The sequence below is a fragment of the Pseudomonas sp. IzPS59 genome (assembly GCF_014863505.1).
GTDB lineage: Bacteria > Pseudomonadota > Gammaproteobacteria > Pseudomonadales > Pseudomonadaceae > Aquipseudomonas > Aquipseudomonas kribbensis.
The window spans coordinates 3942066-3964031 of record NZ_CP062251.1; the positions used below are offsets into that span (position 1 = coordinate 3942066).

The following is a 21966-nucleotide window of genomic DNA, read 5'->3' on the forward strand; positions in this document are numbered from 1 at the left end:
CATGGCCAAGTCCCTTCTGATTATCAGCCGTCAATCGCCATGGTCCGGCCCCGGAGCCCGCGAAGCTCTGGACATCGTGCTGGCCGGCGGCGCCTTCGACCTGCCGATCGGCCTGCTGTTTCTTGACGACGGCGTGTTGCAATTGGCTGCCGGACAGAACGCCAAGGCCCTGCAACAGAAAGACCTGAGCGCCAACCTGCAAGCGCTGCCAATGTTCGGCGTCGAAGAGCTGTTCTACTGCGCCGACAGCGCCAGTGCTCGCGGCCTCGGCGATCGTTCACTGGACGAGGCGCAGCCTTTGGCCGCCGCGCAAATCACCGCCCTTATTGACCGTTACGACCAGGTGATCACCCTCTGATGTCGACTTTGCATGTGTTGTCTCATTCCCCGTTCGGCGACGAACGCCTGACCAGTTGCCTGCGTCTGCTCGGCACTGCCGACGCGCTGCTGCTGTGCGGTGATGCCGCTTATGCGTTGCAACCCGGCACCGCGCCGTTCAATGCGCTGGAAACTCGCCGGGTGAAACTGTTCGTCCTGGCCGAAGATGCGCAAGCCCGTGCCGTGCAGGTTCCAGACTGGGCCGAAGCCATCGATTATCCGGCCTTCGTCGAGCTGTCGATCCACCACGACAAGGTCAACAGCTGGCTATGAATGCGCTGACCGTCGGCGCACGCGCCATCGAACTGGACAAGGACGGCTTCCTGGTCGATCTCAACGACTGGTCGGCAGAAGTCGCCAGCGCCCTCGCCGCTGCCGAAGAGATCGAACTGAGCCCGGAACACTGGGAGGTCCTCGAACTGCTGCGCAGCTTCTATGCCGAATTCCAGCTGTCGCCGGCCACCCGACCGCTGATCAAGTACACCGCGCTCAAGCTTGGCGCGGAGAAAGGCAACAGCCTGCACCTGAACCGACTGTTCAAAGGCACCCCTGCCAAACTCGCCGCGAAACTGGCGGGCCTGCCCAAACCGACGAATTGCCTATGACCGACTATCCAACGCTGACCCTCGAAACGCCCGTCGAGCATCCGTTCGCCCAGTTCGTGCGCATCCTCGGCAAGGGCAAGCGCGGCGCCCGCGACCTGACCCGCGAGGAAGCCCGGGAAGCCATGGGCATGGTCCTCGACGAAGCGGTCGAAGAAACCCAGCTCGGCGCCTTCCTGATGTTGCTGCGGCACAAGGAAGAAAGCGCCGAGGAAATGGCCGGGTTCACCGAAGCCCTGCGCGAACGCTTGCAGGCGCCGGCACTGAATGTTGATCTGGACTGGCCGACCTATGCCGGCAAGAAACGTCACCTGCCGTGGTATCTGCTGGCGGCCAAGTGCCTGGCGCAGAACGGCGTGCGCATCTTCATGCACGGCGGCGGCGCGCACACTGCCGGGCGTTTGTATTCCGAACAACTGCTCGGTGAGTTGAACATTCCGCTGTGCCGCAACTGGCAACAAGTCGGCGCGGCGCTGGATAACGGCGGCCTGGCCTTCATGCCGCTGATGGACTGGGCGCCGCAGCTGCAACGGATGATCGACCTGCGCAACACCCTCGGTTTGCGCTCGCCGATCCACTCGCTGGCACGGATTCTCAATCCGTTGGGCGCGCGTTGCGGTTTGCAGAGCATTTTCCACCCCGGCTACCAGGCGGTGCACCGCGATGCCAGCGGGCTGCTCGGCGATACGGCGATCGTGATCAAGGGTGACGGCGGCGAAATCGAGATCAACCCGGATGCCGACAGTCACCTGTACGGCACATCCGGCGGCGAGAGCTGGGACGAGGAATGGCCGCAGCTGTCGGCGCAGCGTCACGTCAAACCGGCGTCGCTGGATGTCGAGCATCTGAAGGCTGTCTGGCGCGGCGATGTGGTCGACAGCTACCCGCAAATGGCGCTGATTTCGACTATGGCGTTGGCATTGCGTGGCCTTGGCCAAAGCCGGGAACAGGCGTTCGAAACCGCCGAGCAATACTGGGCTGCACGGAACAAATCGATTTAACCGATCATTCACGCCCGATCTTTGCGCTTTTTGTTCGAACTCATCGGAATAGACTCCACTCCAACGATTATTGGTTTCTGGAGTCTTGATCATGGGTTTACTCGTCGACGGCCGCTGGCAGGACAAGTGGTACGAAAGCAGCAAGGATGGCGCGTTCCAGCGCGAACAGGCGCAGCGCCGCAACTGGGTTACTCATAACGGCGAGCCGGGCCCGAGCGGTGAAGGCGGTTTTGCCGCCGAAGCAGGGCGTTATCACCTTTACGTCTCCCTCGCCTGTCCGTGGGCCCATCGCACGCTGATCCTGCGCAAGCTCAAGGGCCTGGAAAGCCTGATCGACGTTTCAGTCGTCAGCTGGCTGATGCTGGAAAACGGCTGGACCTTCGACCAGAACCTCGGCTCGACAGGCGACAAGCTCGACCACTTCGACTTCATGCACCAGCGCTACACCGCTGACACCGCTTACTACACCGGCCGCGTCACCGTGCCGGTACTGTGGGACAAGAAGCTCAAGCGCATCGTCAGCAACGAATCGGCGGAAATCATCCGCATGTTCAACAGTGCCTTCGATGACCTGACCGGCAACGATCTGGACTTCTATCCGGCGCCATTGCGCAGCGAGATCGATGCGCTGAACGAGCGGATCTACCCCGCCGTGAACAACGGCGTATACCGCGCCGGTTTCGCGACCTCACAAAATGCCTATGAAGAAGCATTCGACGATGTGTTTGCCGAACTCGATCATCTGGAGCAGCTGCTGGGCGCCAATCGTTATCTGACGGGCGAATACCTGACCGAAGCGGACGTACGGTTGTTCACCACGCTGATTCGTTTCGACGCGGTGTATCACGGGCACTTCAAATGCAATCTGCGGAGGATCAGCGATTATCCGAACCTGTCGAACTGGCTGCGTGAGATGTACCAGTGGCCGGGCATTGCCGAGACCGTGGATTTTCAGCACATCAAGAATCACTACTACGGCAGCCACAAGACCATCAACCCGACCGGGGTTGTGCCGAAGGGGCCGAAACAGGATTTCAAAGTTGCCCATGACCGGAACCGGTTGGGCGGAAAAGGGGTTTGGCGCAGAGGTTGAGAGCAGGATCGTTCCCACCGCGTGGGAGCGATCCCTTCAGAGTCAGACCTGACCCTGAGCGCCCTCGAACCACGCCAGTTTCTCGCGCAGTTGCACCACTTCGCCGACAATCACCAGTGTCGGCGCATGCACTTCATGCTCCGCCACCAGACGCGGCAGATCGGCCAGCGTACCGGTGAAGACCCGCTGATTGACCGTGGTGCCCTGCTGGATCAGCGCCGCCGGGGTATCGGCCGCACGACCATGCTTGATCAACTGCTCGCAGATGACCGGCAAGCCCACCAGGCCCATGTAGAACACCAGCGTCTGCGCCGGCGCGACGAGGTCGGCCCACGGCAGATCGGTGGAACCATCCTTCAGGTGCCCGGTGACGAAACGCACCGACTGCGCGTAATCGCGATGGGTCAGCGGAATCCCGGCATACGCCGCACAACCGCTGGCTGCGGTGATGCCCGGCACCACCTGGAACGGAATGCCATGGGCCGCCAGTTCCTCGATTTCTTCGCCGCCACGGCCAAAGATGAACGGATCCCCGCCCTTCAACCGCACCACACGCTTGCCGGCCTTGGCCAGGTCCACCAGTTGCTGGTTGATCTGATCCTGCGGCACGGCGTGATCGGCGCGACGCTTGCCGACGTAAACCCGCTCGGCATCGCGACGGCACAGCTCAAGAATCGCCGGAGCCACCAGGCGGTCGTACAGCACCACATCGGCTTGCTGCATAAGGCGCAAGGCACGGAAGGTCAGCAGATCCGGATCACCCGGCCCTGCGCCCACCAGATACACCTCGCCAGTGGTAACACTCGCTTCGCCGTCGATCTTCGCCTGTAACAGACGCTCGGCCTCGGCACCCTGCCCGGCCAGTTGCCGGTCGGCAATCGGCCCCTGAAACACGTCTTCCCAAAAACCGCGACGCTGTTGCACATCGGGAAACAGGCCTTTGACCTGATCACGAAACCGCGCGGCCAGCCCGGCCAGATGGCCGTAGGTCGAAGGAATCCAGGTTTCGATCTTGGCGCGAATCAACCGGGCCAGCACCGGCGCATCGCCGCCGCTGGACACCGCGATGATCAGTGGCGAGCGGTCGACGATCGCCGGGAAGATCACGCTGCACAGCGCCGGCGCATCCACCACATTGACCGGCACGCAACGCCGATGAGCATCAGCGGAGACTTGCGCGTTCAAGGCTTCGTCGTCGGTGGCGGCAATGATCAGCCCGCAACCGTCCAGATCCGTCTCGGCGTAACCGCGCAACAGGCACTCACCACCGCTGGTAGCGACCAGTTCGCGCAGTTGCGCTTCGATTTCAGGTGCGACCACCCGCAGCAGCGCACCGGCATCGGCCAGCAGGCGGGATTTGCGCAAGGCAATTTCCCCCCCACCGACAACCAACACACGACTGCCGCGCAGGTTGTGAAACAGCGGCAGATATTTCATTTAGCCGATGACCTCGAGGCCACCCATGTACGGCTTCAGCACGTCCGGTACCCGGATCGAACCGTCGGCCTGCTGGTAGTTTTCCAGCACGGCCACCAGGGTACGACCGACCGCGAGGCCGGAACCGTTCAGGGTATGCACCAGCTCAGGCTTGCCGGTTTCCGGGTTGCGGAAACGCGCCTGCATGCGGCGGGCCTGGAAGTCGCCGCAGTTGGAGCACGACGAGATTTCACGGTATTTGTCCTGGCTCGGGATCCACACTTCCAGGTCGTAAGTCTTGACCGCGCTGAAGCCCATGTCGCCGGTGCACAGCGCCAGGGTACGGTAAGGCAGACCCAGCAGTTGCAGGACTTTCTCGGCGTTGGCGGTCAGGCCTTCCAGCGCTTCCATCGACTTCGACGGCTCGACGATCTGCACCATCTCGACCTTGTCGAACTGGTGCTGGCGGATCATGCCGCGAGTGTCGCGACCCGACGCGCCGGCTTCGCTGCGGAAGCACGGGGTGTGGGCGACGAACTTGATCGGCAGCTGTTTCGAATCGACGATTTCGCCGGCCACGATGTTGGTCAGCGACACTTCGGCGGTCGGGATCAGGTACAGATCGGCTTCGCCTTCGCGACCGATCTTGAACAGGTCTTCTTCGAACTTCGGCAGTTGACCGGTGCCTTGCAGCGCCGGAGCCTGAACCAGATAAGGCGTGTAAGCCTCTTCGTAGCCGTGCTCGTTGACGTGCAGGTTGATCATGAACTGCGCCAGTGCGCGGTGCAGACGGGCAATCGGGCCGCGCAGCAGGGCGAAACGCGCGCCGGACAGCTTGGCGGCGGTTTCGAAGTCGAGCCAGCCGAACTTCTCGCCCAGGGCCACGTGGTCCTGAACCGGGAAGTCGAACGCGGTCGGCGTACCCCAGCGGCGGACTTCGACGTTGCCGTCCTCGTCTTCACCGACCGGTACCGATTCGTGCGGCAGGTTCGGAATGCCCAGCAGGATCGAATCCAGTTCGGTCTGGATCGCGTCCAGCTCGACTTTACCGGCGCTCAGTTCGCCCGCCATGCGCTCGACGTCCGCCATCAGCGGCGCGATGTCTTCGCCGCGCTGCTTGGCCTGACCGATGGATTTGGAACGCGCGTTACGCTCAGCCTGCAGTGCTTCGGTGCGGGTCTGGACGGTCTTGCGCTGTTCTTCCAGCGCTTCGATGCGCGCGACATCCAGGGCAAAGCCACGGGAAGCCAGGCGGTCCGCTACGTCCTGGAGGTTGCTACGTAACAGTTTGGAATCGAGCATGTCGGTTTCTCGTTATCAAAGTTTGGTCAGGGACAGGCCGGCCCACGTCGCGAGCAGCCCGCCGAATACGCTGATAGCCGCATAGCCCAGGGCCAGCGGCACTTGCCCGCTTTCCAGCAGGCGCACCGTATCCAGTGAAAAGGATGAAAAAGTCGTCAGCCCCCCGAGGAAGCCGACCATCAACCCGGCACGCACCTCGATGGGTACTTCCGGGCGTATCAAAAACAGGCCGTACAACACGCCGATCAACAGGCAGCCCACGATATTAACGGCCAGCGTCGCGGTATAGAAGTGCCGCGGCCAATTGGCGTTGACCCAATTGCCGGTGGCGAAGCGCAACAAGGTGCCGGCAATCCCGCCGACGGAGACTGCAACGATCAATGGAACCACTATTTTCTCCGCTGCCGGGGGCTTAAACGATCGAGTTGGGCAAGGTGGTTGAGCTTCTCGCCGATCTTCAACTCCAGGCCACGGGGCACGGGCTGATAGAACGGAATCGGGTCGAGTTCTTCCGGGAAATAGTCTTCGCCGGCGGCATAGGCGTCCGGCTCGTCATGGGCGTAGCGGTATTCGTCGCCGTAACCCAATTGCTTCATCAGTTTGGTCGGCGCATTGCGCAAATGCAGCGGCACTTCCAGCGAGCCGTGTTCGGCGGCGGCGCGCAGCGCGGTCTTGAAGCCCATGTACACCGCGTTGCTTTTCGGCGCGCAGGCCAGATACGTAATGGCCTGGGCCACTGCCAGCTCACCTTCGGGGCTGCCGAGGCGCTCCTGCACTTCCCACGCGGCCAGGCACAGGCTCAGGGCGCGGGGGTCGGCATTGCCGATGTCTTCGCTGGCCATGCGCACCACGCGGCGGGCCAGGTACAGCGGATCGCAGCCGCCGTCGATCATCCGCGCGAACCAGTACAGCGCGCCATCCGGATTCGAGCCGCGAACCGATTTGTGCAGCGCGGAAATCTGGTCGTAGAACGCCTCACCGCCCTTGTCGAATCGCCGGCGTGTGTCGCCGAGCAGGCTTTGCAGCAACTCGGTGCCCATCTCGCTGTTGTCTTCGGCCAGGTCCGAGGCGTTTTCCAGCAGGTTGAGCAAACGTCGGCCATCGCCATCGGCGGCGGACAGCAGCATCTGGAAGCCTTCATCGCTGAGGGTCAGATGACGCTTGCCCAGGCCACGGTCTTCGGTGAGGGCGCGGTGCACCAGTTTGCGCAACGCCGCTTCGTCGAGACTCTTGAGTACATAGACTCGCGCCCGCGACAGCAATGCGTTGTTCAATTCGAAGGACGGGTTTTCGGTGGTGGCGCCGATGAAAATCAGCGTGCCGTCTTCAACGTACGGCAGAAACGCATCCTGCTGGGACTTGTTGAAGCGGTGCACTTCATCGACAAACAGGATCGTGCGCTTTCCATACTGGCCGGCCTGCTGTTTGGCGATCTCCACTGCCTGACGGATCTCTTTGACGCCGGCCAACACGGCCGACACCGTTTCGAAGTGCGCATCCGAGACTTCCGCCAGCAGCCGCGCCAGGGTGGTCTTGCCCACGCCCGGCGGGCCCCAGAAGATCATCGAATGCAGGGCACCCTGCTCCAGCGCTTCGCGCAGTGGTTTGCCGCGAGCAAGCACGTGTTCCTGACCGACGTACTCATCCAGATTGGTCGCCCGCAAACGGGCGGCCAGTGGCTGGGCAATCGGTGCACTGCGAAACAGATCCATCACGTACCGTTGAAACCTCTGAGGTTATTCCTGGATCACATCGGCACCCTTCGGGATGTCGAACTTGAACTTCGAGGCCGGGACCGCTTCATTGGCCTTCACCCCGGTGAACAGGATGTTGGTGCGCTGGCCGACGCTGTCGATCAGTTGCATGTCATTGACCAGACCGTTGCGGAACGACAGGCGCAGGCTGTCGAACAGGGTGTCCTTGGTTTTCGGCTTCAGGGTGAAGTCGATCACGCCGCCCGCTTCTTTCGCGCTGATGTCGAAGCTCTGGCTGATCTTCGACACGTCACCGGACAGCAACAGGGCCGGGGTCTGGGTCAGACGCTCGTCCAGTTTCTTGATGGTGGCCTGCTCCAGGTCCGGGTCCCACAGGGTGACTTTCTTGCCGTCGGAGACCATGGTCTGCTCGGCCGGCGCATTGGTGTGCCAGTAGAACAGGCCCGGGCGCTGCAGGGTCATGTCGCCGGTGGTTTCCTGCAACTGGGTGCCGCTGCCATCGAGGGTCAGCTGGGAGAAGTTGGCGGTCAGGGTTTTGGATGTTTCCAGCAATTGGGTCAGGCGTGCCACATCCTTGTCATCGGCGTGAGCCGTGAGGGTGGTCAGAGCCAGTACCGGCAGCAACATGCGGATAAGACGCATGGGAGTCCTCTTGAATACGCGTGGGAAAGTGGACGGCGCTTCATGCACCGTCCATTGCATTTGAATCAGTCGCGCACCGGGCCAGGGGCCAGGACTTCGCGGGAACCGTTGGTGTTCATGGACGTCACGACGCCGGCCATTTCCATGGCTTCGATCATGCGCGCCGCACGGTTGTAGCCGATCTTCAGCTTGCGCTGCACAGCGGAAATGGAGGCGCGGCGGCTTTCCAGTACGAACTGCACGGCTTCGTCGTACAGCGCGTCGGCTTCCGGATCGTCGCCGTCACCGCCGCCGCTGCTGCCTTCAAAACCACTGCCCGCCTCTTCGACACCGTTGAGGATGTCGTCGTTGTATTCCGGCGCGCCGCGCAGTTTCCAGGCTTCCACCACCCGGTGAACTTCATCGTCGGATACGAAGGCGCCGTGAACCCGGATCGGCAGGCTGGTGCCTGGCGGCATGTAGAGCATGTCACCGTGGCCGAGCAGTTGTTCGGCGCCGCCCTGGTCGATGATGGTCCGGGAGTCGATCTTGCTCGATACCTGGAAAGCCATTCGTGTCGGGATGTTGGCCTTGATCAGACCGGTGATCACGTCCACCGACGGCCGCTGGGTCGCGAGGATCAGGTGGATACCGGCCGCACGCGCCTTCTGGGCGATACGGGCGATCAGTTCTTCTACCTTCTTGCCGACGATCATCATCATGTCGGCGAATTCGTCCACGACCACGACGATGGTCGGCAGCTTCTGCAGCAGCGGCGCTTCGTCGTGGATGCTTTCGCGCTTGTACAGCGGATCGCTCAGCGGCTCGCCGGCGTCCTGGGCTTCCTTGACCTTGGCATTGAAGCCGGACAGGTTTCGCACGCCCATTTTCGCCATCAGCTTGTAGCGACGCTCCATCTCGGCAACGCTCCAGCGCAGGGCGTTGGCGGCGTCCTTCATGTCGGTCACGACCGGGCACAGCAGATGCGGAATGCCTTCGTAGATCGACAGTTCCAACATTTTCGGGTCGATCATGATCAGCTTGGCGTCGTCCGGCCCGGACTTGAACAGGATCGACAGGATCATCGCGTTCACGCCCACCGACTTACCGGAACCGGTGGTACCGGCCACCAGCAGGTGCGGCATCTTCGCCAGGTCGGTGATGACCGGTTTGCCGCCGATGTCGTGGCCCAGGGCCAGGGTGACCGGCGATTTGAAGTTGTCGTACTCGGGCGTCGACAGCACTTCGGAGAAACGCACTATCTGGCGGTCTTCGTTGGGGATCTCGATACCGACCGTGGTCTTGCCCGGAATCACTTCCACCACCCGCACACTGGTCACCGCCAGCGAACGTGCAAGGTCTTTCGCCAGGTTGGCGATACGGCTGACCTTCACACCGGCAGCCGGCTGGATTTCGTAACGGGTAATGACCGGGCCCGGATGGATCGAGTCCACGGTGACTTCGACACCGAACTCCTTGAGCTTGATCTCCAGCAAGTGGCCGACCGCTGCCAGGGATTCGGGCGAATAATTGAGTTGTTTCTTTTCCGCAGGATCGAGGATCGAAATCGGCGGCAAGGTGCCTTCTACAGCGCTGTCGACGAACAACGGCACCTGCTTCTCTTTCTGCACGCGCTTGCTCGGCTCCGGCGCCTTGACCGGAGCCGGGGCGATGACCGGCGGAACCTGTTTCTCGCGCTCGGACATGTGCTTGCTCAGGGCCTGCTCACGCTCGATCAAGCGTTCCTTGACCTTGACCTGTTCGCGCTTGTCGGTGACGGTCGGTGCGACCACGTCGTGCACCCGGTCATCGACTTCACGCAGTTGCGCCACCAGTTGCTTGCGCTCGGTACGCGCCGACCACCAGCGATTGATCGCGCCCTGGAACAGTTCGAACAGATCGAGGGTGATCTTGCCGGTGACGTCCATCACCTTGAACCACGACAGGTCGGTGAATACGGTCAGGCCGAACAGGAACAGTGCGATGAACAGCAATGTGCTGCCTTGAATGTTCAGGGCATTGCGGGCCAGGTCACCGAGGCTTTCACCCAACGCGCCACCCGCACCGGCCGGCAACGCGGTGGCCGCATGGAAATGAATGTGCGCAAGCGCGGCGCCGGACAGCACCAGAAACACCAGGCCGATCAGGCGCCAGGAAAACAGCCAGCCGCTCCACTGCCAGGGTTCGTGGCGCTGACGGAAGATCTGATACGCCTTGATCGCCAGCAGCAACGGGAAGATGTACGCGAAGTAACCCAGCACCATGAACAGAATGTCGGCGCTGTAGGAGCCCGCCGGACCGCCGAAATTCTGCACGTCGTCGATCTTGCTGTTGTGGCTCCAGCCCGGATCATCCTTGCCGTAGGTCAGCAAAGCCATCATCAGGAACAGGCACAGAGCGCCGATGGCGATCAATGCACCTTCCTTGAGCCGGTAGTGCAATTGCTGGCGCCAAAGCGGAACGACTGTTTTTGGTGCTTCCGTGGATTTCTTCAAAACGCTTCTTTTCCTGCGCCAGCGGCGCGTCCATCTATTGAATGACGATAAAAAACTGCCCAATCCAGACAGGTAAAAAATTGACGGGCGCAACTGAGACTACTTTTAACACTGCGCCCGCTCTTTTATAAACATGACACACTGCGAATATTCTGTAACAGCCCGGCATTGTACGGGTTTGCGCGTTCGATGCCATGCTTCAAACCCCATGTTCAAGCATAGCCAAGCAGACCAAACCTGCGACGCAATTTGAGCATGCATTGTCTTTTGTGACAAAGGCTTATGAGGTGTATTTGATGAACGTAGCGAAGCATGCACCCTCAAGCTCGTCGCCCGTCTACGACCGCATCCCGGAAGGCAAGTTGCAGCAACGCCGACTTCGTGCAGGTTCGGGAGGACATTCGCGCCAATTAACGGCACACTTTGCAACGGGCCCCGCCGCCCACCGCCCTCCCCTTCTGCAAGCCTGGACGCCATGCTGACTTGGTTACAACGCAATTCACTGACTTTCCCGCCACTGGAAAAGGCCATGCGCGATCCCAACGGATTGCTGGCGGCTGGCGGTGACCTGTCCGCCGATCGCCTGATCCAGGCCTATCGCCACGGCTGCTTTCCGTGGTTCTCCGAAGGACAGCCCATCCTCTGGTGGTCGCCGGATCCGCGCACCGTATTGTTTCCCGACGAACTGCATGTCTCGCGCAGCCTGGGCAAACTGCTGCGTCAGCAACGCTATCAAGTGACCTTCGACAAGGACTTCGAAGCGGTTATCCGCGCCTGCGCCGCACCACGGGATTACGCAGATGGCACCTGGATCACCCAGGCCATGCAGGATGCCTATATTGAACTGCACCAGCGGGGCTTCGCCCATTCAGTGGAAGTGTGGGATGAGGGCAAACTGGTCGGCGGCCTCTATGGCCTGGCAATGGGGCAGCTGTTTTTTGGGGAATCGATGTTCAGTCGTGCCGACAATGCCTCCAAGTACGGCTTTGCCACGCTGGTGCGGCACTTGAAAGACTCGGGTTTCGTGTTGATCGACTGCCAGATGCCGACCGATCATCTGCACAGCCTGGGCGCCCGGGCAATTTCCCGCCCCGCCTTTGCCGAGTATCTGGCCCGGCACCTCGACCGGCCCAACCTGGCCACTTGGGTTTGCTGAGCGACTTTTGCGCGCGTGGCTTACACTTAATTCACCAGCTTACCCCTGAGGGTTGATCATGACCGAGTTGGCGCGGTTGAAGTTTTATGCCACTCAGCCTCATTCCTGCAGTTATCTGCCCGAGGAACAGGCCACTACCCTGTTTCTCGATCCGAGCCAGCCCATGGATGTGCATGTCTACGCAGACCTGTCGGAAATGGGCTTTCGTCGCAGCGGCGATCATCTGTACCGCCCGCATTGCCAGAACTGCAATGCCTGCGTGCCTGCGCGCATTCCGGTGGCGCAGTTCAACCCGAATCGCCAACAAAAGCGCATTTTCAAACGTAACGCCGACTTGCAGGTGCGCCCGGTCAAACCGGCCTTCAGCGAAGAGTATTTCGATCTTTATCAGCGCTACATCGAACAGCGCCATGCCGACGGCGACATGTACCCGCCGAGCCGTGATCAATTCTCGACTTTTCTGGTTCGCGACCTGCCCTTCTCACGCTTCTACGAGTTCCGGCTCGACGGACGGTTGCTGGCCGTCGCCGTCACCGATCTGCTGCCCAACGGCCTGTCGGCGGTCTACACCTTCTACGAACCGGAAGAAGAACGCCGCAGCCTCGGACGCTACGCCATCCTCTGGCAAATCGCTGAAGCCGGACGCCTTGGGCTTGAAGCCGTGTACCTTGGCTACTGGATCAAAAACTGCAAAAAGATGAACTACAAGACCCAATATCGGCCTATCGAACTGCTGATTAATCAGCGCTGGGTCATCCTGAACTGATCGAAAGCCCTAAACCCCTTGGCGTAAACCCCATTTTTCGGGCACAATGCACGCCGCTTTTGCCTGGCGCAGTTGCACCGGGCCATTCATTGGATACCGAGGGCTTTACTGCATGTCGAAAGAAGACAGCTTCGAAATGGAAGGCACTGTCGTCGACACCCTGCCCAACACCATGTTTCGTGTGGAGTTGGAAAATGGGCACGTCGTAACCGCGCATATTTCCGGCAAGATGCGCAAGAACTACATTCGTATTCTTACCGGTGACAAAGTGCGCGTCGAGCTGACGCCCTATGACTTGAGCAAAGGGCGTATTACTTACCGCGCTCGCTAATCAAGTCAATACAAGACGCCCGGCATTTGCCGGGCGTTTTTGTTTGTCTGGGATTTGGCGCTTTGGGTTTGTACTTGAGTTTTGAGTGTATATCCGTTGCTGCGGTAACGGCTTCTTAGGGTTCCGCCCTTACGGCCATCCCTTTCAAGGTCTTTGGTTAAAATGCCCCAAAAATTCAGTCAGGACGACGAAGCGATGTGGGCAGAGGTTTTAGCGAGGTTCGAGAAAAAAGCACCTGCCAGCGTTATGGCCAAATTGGCACTGGAGCACGCTATTGCCCCTGAGTGGGTTGATCAGGTCTTCGAAGAACATCGGCAACGGCAGTATTCTCGTGAGCTGTTGTTCTCGACCATTATCAAGCTGATGTCCCTTGTTTCATTGGGCTTGAAGCCTTCCCTGCACGCCGCCGCGCGGCAACTGGAAGATCTTCCTGTCAGTCTGGCGGCGCTCTACGACAAGATCAGTCGTACCGAGCCAGCTCTGTTGCGCGCACTGGTCACGGGCTGTGCGCAGCGCCTGGCTCCAACCATCAAGGAGTTGGGTTGCACGCAGATGCTGCCGGAGTGGCAGGTCCGGGTGGTAGACGGTAATCACTTGGCATCCACCGAGAAACGACTGGGGGCTTTACGCCACGAGCGTGGTGCCGCTCGACCCGGTTTCTCGGTGGTTGTCTACGACCCCGACCTGGACCAGGTCATCGACCTGCAGGCGTGCGAGGATGCCTACGCAAGCGAGCGTGTTTGCGTGTTGCCTCTCTTGGCCGATGCCGAGCCGGGCCAGGTGTGGCTGGCCGATCGACTCTATTGCACGCTCCCGGTCATGGAGGCTTGCGAGCAGGTCAAAACCTCCTTTGTCATTCGTCAACAAGCCAAGCATCCACGCCTGATTCAAGAGGGGCATTGGCAAGAACCAGTGCCTGTAAACACGGGCACTGTGCGTGAGCAGATTATTCAGGTCAGAGGCGGTTACCAGTGTCGGCGTGTTGAACTGACGCTTCACTCGCCAACGGACTCGGGTGACAGCAGCTTGATGTTCTGGAGCAACCTGCCTGAAAGCATCAGCGCACAGCAGATCGCGGAACTCTATCGCCGTCGCTGGAGCATAGAAGGCATGTTCCAGCGACTGGAAGCAATCCTGGAAAGCGAAATCGAAACCCTTGGTAGTCCAAAGGCTGCATTGCTCGGGTTCGCTACCGCGGTATTGGCCTACAACGTCCTGGCCGTACTCAAGCGAAGCGTCGAGCAAGCCCATCAGGATACTCAGCCTGACGGCTGGGAAGCCTCAACCTATCACTTGGCGGTTCAGGTCCGGAGTGGTTATGAAGGCCTGCAAATCGCGCTGCCCCTGGAATATTTTCCCGTCATACCTCTGGAAAAACTGGCCCAGCGCTTGTTGGAACTGGCCAGAAACATCCAACCCAAACAAGTTGCGAAAAGTCCACGGGGCCCCAAGGTGCCTAAACCCAAAACATGGGTGCAAGGCACTGCGGTGCATGCACATGTTTCAACGGACCGGGTAATCAAGGCCGCTAAAACGAAAAGACCTTGAAAGGGATGGCCGTAAGGGCGGAACCATAAGCCGCAGCACCCGAAGAAACGGATATTCACACCCAACAACCAGACAACAAAAAGGCGCCCGAAGGCGCCTTTTCACTTACCCGCCATCAAGCCATTTCTGCGGTGGTCTCGAAGTCAAACGTCAGCTCACCATCCTTGATGTCGATGTGCACCACACCGCCATGCTCGGCCAGTTCGCCAAACAGAATCTCCTCCGCCAGCGGACGTTTGATCTTGTCCTGGATCAGACGCGCCATCGGGCGAGCGCCCATTGCCGAGTCGTAGCCACCGGCCGCGAGCCAGCTGCGCGCCGCGTCGGTAACTTCCAGCAGAACCCGCTTGTCTTCCAGCTGCGCCTGAAGTTCGGTGAGGAACTTGTCCACCACGCTTTTGATGACCTCGTGACTGAGGCGACCAAATTGAATGATGGTGTCCAGGCGGTTGCGGAATTCCGGCGTAAAGCTCTTCTTGATCACTTCCATCGCATCGGACGAGTGGTCCTGATGAGTGAAACCGATCGAAGCACGCGCCGCAGTTTCGGCACCGGCGTTGGTGGTCATGATCACGATCACGTTGCGGAAGTCCGCCTTGCGCCCATTGTTGTCGGTCAGCGTGCCGTGATCCATCACCTGCAGCAGCAGGTTGAAGACTTCCGGATGCGCCTTCTCGATTTCATCGAGCAGCAATACGCAATGCGGTTGCTTGGTAATCGCCTCGGTCAGCAGACCGCCCTGGTCGAAACCGACATAACCCGGAGGCGCACCGATCAGACGCGATACGGTGTGGCGCTCCATGTATTCGGACATGTCGAAACGAACCAGCTCGATCCCCAGCGCCTTGGCCAATTGCCGCGCGGCCTCGGTTTTACCGACACCGGTAGGCCCGGCGAACAGGAACGAACCGACCGGTTTGTCCGGCGATTTGAGGCCGGCACGGGACAGCTTGATCGCGGTCGACAGCGAATCGATCGCCGCATCCTGACCAAACACCGTCAGTTTCAGGTCGCGTTCCAGGTTACGCAGCAGCTCCTTGTCGGAACTGGTGACGTGTTTCGGCGGAATCCGCGCGATCTTCGCCACGATATCTTCAACCTGTGGCACGTCGATGCGTTTCACACGCTTGTCGACCGGCTGCAGACGCTGGTAGGCGCCCGCCTCGTCGATCACATCGATGGCCTTGTCCGGCATATGCCGGTCATTGATGTAGCGCGAAGCCAGTTCTGCCGCGGCGCGCAACGACTCATCGCTGTACTCGATGTTGTGGTGCTGCTCGAAACGCCCTTTCAGGCCACGCAGGATACCGATGGTGTCTTCCACCGACGGCTCGACCACATCGACCTTCTGGAAGCGGCGGGCCAGGGCCCGATCCTTCTCGAAGATGCCACGGAATTCCTGGAACGTGGTCGAACCGATGCAGCGAATGTCACCCGACGACAGCAGCGGCTTGAGCAGGTTCGAGGCATCCATGACGCCACCGGACGCAGCACCCGCACCGATGATGGTGTGGATCTCGTCGATGAACAGGATCGCCTGCGGACGTTTTTTCAGCTCACCGAGCAGCGCCTTGAAGCGCTTCTCGAAATCGCCGCGATATTTGGTGCCTGCGAGCAAGGCGCCCAGATCGAGGGAGTAAACGACGCTGTTGGCCAGCAGGTCCGGCACCTGGTTGTCGACGATGCGCTTGGCCAGACCTTCGGCAATCGCGGTTTTACCCACACCTGCCTCGCCTACCAGCAACGGATTGTTCTTGCGCCGACGCGCGAGAATCTGCGCGACACGCTCGACTTCCGTTTCACGCCCGACCAGCGGATCGATCCGGCCCTGGCGTGCGAGTTCGTTGAGGTTGCTGGCATACGCATCCAGCGGATTGCCTGAAGAAGAAGACTCACCGCCCTCGTCGTCCTGCATATCTTGTTCACCTTCAGAGTGATCGCCATGCCCCGGCACCTTGGAAATGCCATGGGCGATATAGTTGACGACATCGATTCGTGCAACGCTCTGCTGTTTCAGCAGAAACACTGCCTGACTCTCTTGCTCACTGAAGATTGCAACCAGCACATTGGCGCCGGTTACTTCGCGCTTGCCCGAGCTCTGTACATGAAAGACAGCACGTTGCAGCACACGCTGGAAGCCCAGGGTTGGCTGGGTTTCGCGATCTTCGTCATGGACGGGGATCAGCGGCGTGGTGGAGTCGATGAACTCCTGCAGGTCGTGCTTGAGTTTGTCGAGGTTTGCGCCGCAGGCACGCAATACGGTGGCGGCAGCCTCATTGTCCAATAGGGCCAGCAGCAGGTGTTCGACGGTCATGAACTCATGACGCTTCGAACGAGCCTCCTTGAAGGCAAGATTGAGGGTGACTTCGAGCTCGCGGTTTAACATAGCTTCACCTCATACCCAAGTGGTCGGCGATTAACCGTCCTTCTCGATTTCACAGAGTAGCGGATGCTGGCTTTCCCTGGCGTACTGGTTGACCTGCATGGCCTTTGTCTCGGCGATGTCGCGGGTAAACACTCCACATACTGCCCGCCCTTCTGTGTGGACGGCCAGCATGACCTTGGTCGCCAGCTCGCGATTCAGGTTAAAAAACACCTCGAGCACTTCGACGACGAAATCCATCGGTGTGTAGTCATCATTAAACAAAACCACCTTGTACATCGGCGGCGCCTGTAACGCAGGCTTTGCTTCCTGAACAGCAACGCCTGCCGAATCGTCGTCGTGCTCCTGTGGAAGATCCTTTTGGAGAAGCGGGCGATCCTGATTGAATGTTAGTCGAATCTGGCTGATTGCATGCATGGAAAGAAAGGTTCGTCAGTTGTGCAAATACAGTGGTGGGGGCGGCTTGACACGTTTTCAACTCCGACTGCCCGGTCACCTTGACTATCGGGAAAACGGTGTTACAACCAATAGAACCCACAGTGGGTAAAAAAGATCCGCGGAGTCAATCTTTTTAACGGATTCGACTGCGGATGAATTGGATGATACTCCAGCGATGGAGACTGTTGCAGAGGGATTTGAGCATGGTTGTCGGCAAGGTGAAATGGTTCAACAATGCCAAGGGGTTCGGTTTCATCAACACCGACGCCCGCGAGGGGAAAGACGAGGACGGCAAGGAAATCGATTTCTTTGCGCACTACTCCGCCATTGAAATGGACGGGTACAAAACCCTCAAAGCCGGGCAAATCGTCAAATTCGAGATCGTGCAAGGCCCCAAAGGCCTGCACGCCACAAAAATTCAGAATGTCGAGGCCGCAAAAGACGCCGTCTCGCCAGCGGCTCATCACCAGTCAGTGACCAGCTGAAGCAACCAGAACACCTGCCAGAAAACAAACCGCCCGGCTCGATCACACGAGCCGGGCGGTTTCGTTGCAGCTGCCTTTCTTACATGTGCTTGACGATTGCCTCACCGAAGCCCGACGACGATACCAGTGTGGCGCCTTCCATCAGACGTTCGAAGTCGTAGGTCACGGTCTTGGCCTTGATCGCGCCGTTGGTGCCCTTGATGATCAGGTCAGCCGCCTCGGTCCAGCCCAGGTGACGCAGCATCATCTCGGCGGACAGGATCACCGAACCCGGGTTGACCTGGTCCTTGCCGGCATATTTCGGCGCAGTACCGTGGGTTGCCTCGAACATGGCCACGGTGTCGGACAGGTTGGCACCCGGCGCAATACCGATACCGCCCACTTCCGCCGCCAGGGCGTCGGACAGGTAGTCACCGTTGAGGTTGAGGGTAGCGATCACATCGTATTCGGCCGGACGCAGCAGGATCTGTTGGAGCATGGCGTCGGCGATTGCGTCCTTCACGATGACTTCGCGGCCGGTTTTCGGGTTCTTGAATTTCATCCACGGGCCGCCATCCAGCAGCTCGGCGCCGAATTCATCCCGCGCCACTTCGTAGCCCCAGTCCTTGAAGGCACCTTCGGTGAATTTCATGATGTTGCCCTTGTGCACGATGGTCAGCGACTTGCGATCGTTGTCCACCACGTATTGCAGGGCCTTGCGCACCAGACGCTTGGTGCCTTCTTTGGAAACAGGCTTGATGCCGATACCGCAATCCTGGTCGAAACGGATCTTGGTGACACCCATTTCTTCTTTCAGGAACTTGATGACCTTGGTGGCCTCAGGGGAGCCGGCCTTCCATTCGATACCGGCATAAATGTCTTCGGAGTTCTCGCGGAAGATCACCATGTCGACGTCGCCGGGCTTTTTCACCGGGCTTGGCACGCCTTCGAACCACACAACCGGACGCAGGCAGACATAGAGATCGAGCTGTTGACGCAGGGCAACGTTGAGGGAGCGGATGCCGCCACCGACTGGAGTGGTCAGCGGGCCCTTGATGGAAACGACGTAATCTTTGACGGCGTCCAGGGTTTCCTGGGGCAGCCAGGTGTCCTGGTCGTAGACTTGAGTTGCTTTTTCGCCAGCATAAACCTCCATCCAGGAAATCTTGCGCTTGCCCCCGTAGGCCTTGGCCACGGCAGCATCAACCACTTTGATCATCACAGGGCTGACGTCGACGCCAATGCCGTCACCTTCAATGAAGGGAATGATCGGGTTATCAGGGACATTGAGAGAATGGTCTGCGTTGACGGTGATTTTGTCGCCGACGGCTGGAACCTGAATCTTCTTGTAACCCATGCTGAACTCCATTGTTTGGATTGAACATCTGGCTTGGTTCGAGCGTAACCCAGTTGAATCAACACGCAAACCCTCTGTTCCGGGCGCGGCCACATCTCGTTTCGTACAAGCCTGAAAGCAAAGGGAAAAGCGCCAATCTCAAGCATTCACGGCGACTCTACGCCCCACCCCGCCCTGCGACCTTTAGACCAATGGACGAGAATCGTTGCATATGAACCATCGGCAGATTGCCAGCTACCTATGTATAATGCCGCCCGCTGACCAAAGGGTCACGACGGCTGGCCTCTCTAGCACGAGACTTTCCGCCTGATTGGTCGGGTTGTTACCGCAGTCCGACTGCTTGACGCTCTACTGATGCACCCAACATCACCGCGAAGATTCTCGACATTCGGTTCATGGATGACTTTGAACGAACGCGCTTACCCGGCGCCCCTCGAGTTTCTGCGCACGCTTTAGCAAAGAAGAGAGAGTTAATCCGAATATGCCCACCCGCTCGAAGATCATCTATACCTTCACCGACGAAGCTCCAGCCCTCGCCACCTATTCCCTGCTGCCGATCATCGAGGCTTACACCGCCTCGGCCGATATCGCCGTGGAAACCCGCGATATCTCTCTTGCAGCACGCATTCTGGCCAGCTTCCCCGAGCAACTGGGCGACAAAGCCGTAGCCGACCACCTCGCCGAACTGGGCGACCTGGCCATTACGCCTGAAGCCAACATCATCAAGCTGCCGAACATCAGCGCCTCGGTTCCGCAACTGCAAGCCGCGATCAAAGAACTGCAAGCCCAGGGCTACAACCTGCCGGACTACCCGGAAACCGTGACCAGCGACGCCGACAAAGACGCCAAGGCGCGCTACGACAAGGTCAAGGGCAGCGCCGTGAACCCGGTTCTGCGTGAAGGCAACTCCGACCGTCGCGCTCCGCTGTCGGTCAAGAACTACGCGCGCAAGCACCCACACAAAATGGGCGCCTGGGCCAAGGACTCCAAGTCCCACGTCGCTCACATGAGCACCGGCGATTTCTACGGCAGCGAAAAAGCTGCCCTGATCGACGCCGCTGACGCCGTGAAGATCGAGCTGATCGCCAAAGACGGCACCGCTACCGTCCTGAAAGAAAAAACCACCGTCCAGGCGGGCGAGATCCTCGACTGCTCCGTGATGAGCAAAAAGGCCCTGCGCGCGTTCATCGCCGCTGAAATCGACAGCGCCAAGCAACAAGGCGTGCTGCTGTCGGTTCACCTGAAAGCCACCATGATGAAGGTCTCCGACCCGATCATGTTCGGCCAGATCGTTGCCGAGTTCTACAAGGACGCCCTGACCAAGCACGCCGACGTGCTGGCCGAAATCGGCTTCAACCTGAACAACGGCATCGGCGACCTGTACGCCCGCATCAAATCCCTGCCGGCCGAGCAGCAAGCCCAGATCGAAGCTGACGTTCAAGCGGTCTACGCCGTTCGTCCGTCGCTGGCGATGGTCAACTCCGACAAAGGCATCACCAACCTGCACGTGCCGAGCGACGTCATCGTCGACGCCTCGATGCCGGCCATGATCCGTGACTCCGGCAAGATGTGGGGCACCGATGGCCAGCTGCACGACACCAAGGCTGTGATCCCGGATCGTTGCTACGCCACCATCTACCAGGCCGTGATCGAAGATTGCAAAGCCAATGGCGCTTTCGATCCGACCACCATGGGCAGCGTGCCAAACGTTGGCCTGATGGCCAAAAAGGCTGAAGAGTACGGCTCCCACGACAAGACCTTCCAGATCAAGGCCGACGGCGTGGTTCGCGTGACCGACAGCAAAGGCACCCTGCTGATGGAACAGGCTGTTGAAGCCGGCGACATCTTCCGCATGTGCCAGACCAAAGACGCGCCGATCCAGGACTGGGTCAAACTGGCCGTCAACCGCGCTCGCGCAAGCAGCACCCCGGCCATTTTCTGGCTGGACCCGATGCGCGCCCACGACGGCGTGGTGATCGAGAAGGTTCAGGCTTACCTGAAGGATCACGACACCGCCGGTCTGGACATCCAGATCATGGCGCCGGTCGACGCGATGAAGTACACCCTGGAGCGCACCCGCGAAGGCAAGGACACCATTTCGGTGACCGGCAACGTACTGCGCGACTACCTGACCGACCTGTTCCCGATCATGGAACTGGGCACCAGCGCCAAGATGCTGTCGATCGTGCCGCTGATGAACGGCGGTGGCCTGTTTGAAACCGGCGCTGGCGGTTCGGCTCCGAAACACGTGCAGCAACTGGTCGAAGAGAACTTCCTGCGCTGGGATTCGCTGGGTGAATTCCTGGCCCTGGCCGCTTCTCTCGAGCACCTGGGTGTGAACTACAACAACCCGAAAGCGCTGGTTCTGTCCAAGACCCTGGATCAGGCCACCGGCCAGTTCCTGGACAACAACAAGTCGCCATCGCGCAAAGTCGGCAACATCGACAACCGCGGCAGCCACTTCTACCTGGCCATGTACTGGGCACAAGCCCTGGCTGCCCAGACCGAAGACGCCGCACTGCAAGCGCAGTTCGCAACCCTGGCCAAGACCCTGACCGAGAACGAAGCGACCATCGTCGCCGAGCTCAACGCCGTTCAAGGCAAGCCAGTGGACATCGGCGGTTACTACCACGCCAATGCCGAGCTGATCAGCAAGGCCATGCGCCCGAGCGCAACCCTCAACGCGGCGATTGCTGCGCTGGTATAAGGTTGTAAAGGGAACATCACAAACCCCGGCCCCGTGCCGGGGTTTGTGTTTCCGGGCTTCAGGATCACCACAAGACACTGTGGGAGCTGGCTTGCCAGCGATGACGGCTTATCATCCAAAAAGGATGGTGCCTGACCCACCGCTATCGCTGGCAAGCCAGCTCCCACAGGGATAGTGTTTCAAGTTTTGGGAA

General features: G+C 59.8%; 20 protein-coding genes. 11 read left to right on the forward strand and 9 right to left on the reverse strand.

Annotated features, from left to right (window positions below; all coding sequences use genetic code 11):
• The first annotated feature begins 1 nt into the window (after position 1).
• The 5 genes from tusC to IF189_RS17675 all read left to right on the forward strand — a co-directional run bounded on the left by tusC (position 2) and on the right by IF189_RS17675 (position 3074).
• Entirely contained in the window at positions 2–358 is a 357-nt protein-coding gene (gene tusC, locus IF189_RS17655; RefSeq protein ID WP_134826238.1) for a sulfurtransferase complex subunit TusC, read from the forward strand.
• Positions 358–651 (forward strand): sulfurtransferase complex subunit TusB, encoded by a 294-nt coding sequence (gene tusB, locus IF189_RS17660; RefSeq protein WP_114883996.1) that lies wholly within the window; start codon positions 358–360, stop codon positions 649–651. Before tusC ends, tusB begins: the two co-directional genes overlap by 1 nt.
• A complete protein-coding gene (locus tag IF189_RS17665; RefSeq protein ID WP_134826237.1) occupies positions 648–983 on the forward strand; it encodes a TusE/DsrC/DsvC family sulfur relay protein in 336 nt (111 codons plus the stop codon). Before tusB ends, IF189_RS17665 begins: the two co-directional genes overlap by 4 nt.
• Positions 980–1981 carry a glycosyl transferase family protein gene (locus IF189_RS17670; protein WP_134826236.1) on the forward strand — a complete coding sequence of 334 codons (1002 nt, stop codon included), beginning with the start codon at positions 980–982 and terminating at the stop codon, positions 1979–1981. The genes IF189_RS17665 and IF189_RS17670 overlap by 4 nt, the downstream gene beginning before the upstream one ends.
• Positions 1982–2072: 91 nt before the next feature.
• Positions 2073–3074 (forward strand): glutathione S-transferase family protein, encoded by a 1002-nt coding sequence (locus IF189_RS17675; RefSeq protein WP_134826235.1) that lies wholly within the window; start codon positions 2073–2075, stop codon positions 3072–3074.
• A 42-nt stretch (positions 3075–3116) separates the two neighbouring features.
• On the opposite strand, the gene cysG is transcribed toward IF189_RS17675, so the two are convergent.
• The 6 genes from cysG to IF189_RS17705 form a co-directional block, all read right to left on the reverse strand.
• A complete protein-coding gene (gene cysG / locus IF189_RS17680; RefSeq protein ID WP_134826234.1) occupies positions 3117–4511 on the reverse strand; it encodes a siroheme synthase CysG in 1395 nt (464 codons plus the stop codon).
• Positions 4512–5792 carry a serine--tRNA ligase gene (gene serS, locus IF189_RS17685; RefSeq protein WP_134826233.1) on the reverse strand — a complete coding sequence of 427 codons (1281 nt, stop codon included), beginning with the start codon at positions 5790–5792 and terminating at the stop codon, positions 4512–4514.
• A gap of 15 nt (positions 5793–5807) precedes the next feature.
• Positions 5808–6182, reverse strand: a complete 375-nt coding sequence (crcB, locus tag IF189_RS17690) for a fluoride efflux transporter CrcB (protein WP_007958188.1) — start codon at positions 6180–6182, stop codon at positions 5808–5810.
• Positions 6182–7504 carry a replication-associated recombination protein A gene (locus IF189_RS17695; protein WP_114884005.1) on the reverse strand — a complete coding sequence of 441 codons (1323 nt, stop codon included), beginning with the start codon at positions 7502–7504 and terminating at the stop codon, positions 6182–6184. The genes crcB and IF189_RS17695 overlap by 1 nt, the downstream gene beginning before the upstream one ends.
• Before the next feature lie 24 nt (positions 7505–7528).
• Positions 7529–8149 carry an outer membrane lipoprotein chaperone LolA gene (gene lolA, locus IF189_RS17700; protein WP_007958184.1) on the reverse strand — a complete coding sequence of 207 codons (621 nt, stop codon included), beginning with the start codon at positions 8147–8149 and terminating at the stop codon, positions 7529–7531.
• 65 nt (positions 8150–8214) lie between these two features.
• The gene (locus IF189_RS17705) at positions 8215–10623 is read right to left on the reverse strand and encodes a DNA translocase FtsK (protein WP_134826232.1); all 2409 of its coding nucleotides are present in this window, start codon (positions 10621–10623) and stop codon (positions 8215–8217) included.
• A 475-nt stretch (positions 10624–11098) separates the two neighbouring features.
• Between IF189_RS17705 and aat the strand changes: the two genes are divergently transcribed.
• The 4 genes from aat to IF189_RS17725 all read left to right on the forward strand — a co-directional run bounded on the left by aat (position 11099) and on the right by IF189_RS17725 (position 14424).
• The gene (gene aat / locus IF189_RS17710) at positions 11099–11779 is read left to right on the forward strand and encodes a leucyl/phenylalanyl-tRNA--protein transferase (RefSeq protein ID WP_134826231.1); all 681 of its coding nucleotides are present in this window, start codon (positions 11099–11101) and stop codon (positions 11777–11779) included.
• Positions 11780–11837: 58 nt separating this feature from the next.
• On the forward strand, positions 11838–12545 hold the full coding sequence (locus tag IF189_RS17715) for an arginyltransferase (RefSeq protein WP_119427033.1): 708 nt from the start codon (positions 11838–11840) through the stop codon (positions 12543–12545).
• 112 nt (positions 12546–12657) lie between these two features.
• On the forward strand, positions 12658–12876 hold the full coding sequence (gene infA, locus IF189_RS17720; protein WP_002553999.1) for a translation initiation factor IF-1: 219 nt from the start codon (positions 12658–12660) through the stop codon (positions 12874–12876).
• A gap of 246 nt (positions 12877–13122) precedes the next feature.
• Positions 13123–14424, forward strand: a complete 1302-nt coding sequence (locus IF189_RS17725) for an IS4 family transposase (RefSeq protein WP_134828704.1) — start codon at positions 13123–13125, stop codon at positions 14422–14424.
• Positions 14425–14539: 115 nt separating this feature from the next.
• Here the strand turns inward: IF189_RS17725 and clpA are convergent, their stop codons facing one another.
• A complete protein-coding gene (gene clpA, locus IF189_RS17730) occupies positions 14540–16810 on the reverse strand; it encodes an ATP-dependent Clp protease ATP-binding subunit ClpA (RefSeq protein WP_085712381.1) in 2271 nt (756 codons plus the stop codon).
• A gap of 30 nt (positions 16811–16840) precedes the next feature.
• Positions 16841–17224 (reverse strand): ATP-dependent Clp protease adapter ClpS, encoded by a 384-nt coding sequence (gene clpS / locus IF189_RS17735; RefSeq protein WP_011334948.1) that lies wholly within the window; start codon positions 17222–17224, stop codon positions 16841–16843.
• 224 nt (positions 17225–17448) lie between these two features.
• Here clpS and IF189_RS17740 point away from each other — a divergent pair, with 224 nt between their 5' ends.
• A complete protein-coding gene (locus IF189_RS17740; RefSeq protein WP_114884011.1) occupies positions 17449–17730 on the forward strand; it encodes a cold shock domain-containing protein in 282 nt (93 codons plus the stop codon).
• 79 nt (positions 17731–17809) lie between these two features.
• Here IF189_RS17740 and icd read toward each other — a convergent pair whose 3' ends face one another.
• Positions 17810–19066 (reverse strand): NADP-dependent isocitrate dehydrogenase, encoded by a 1257-nt coding sequence (gene icd, locus IF189_RS17745; protein WP_085712383.1) that lies wholly within the window; start codon positions 19064–19066, stop codon positions 17810–17812.
• A gap of 481 nt (positions 19067–19547) precedes the next feature.
• Between icd and IF189_RS17750 the strand changes: the two genes are divergently transcribed.
• Positions 19548–21773 carry an NADP-dependent isocitrate dehydrogenase gene (locus tag IF189_RS17750; RefSeq protein ID WP_192552006.1) on the forward strand — a complete coding sequence of 742 codons (2226 nt, stop codon included), beginning with the start codon at positions 19548–19550 and terminating at the stop codon, positions 21771–21773.
• The last annotated feature ends 193 nt before the right edge of the window (positions 21774–21966 follow it).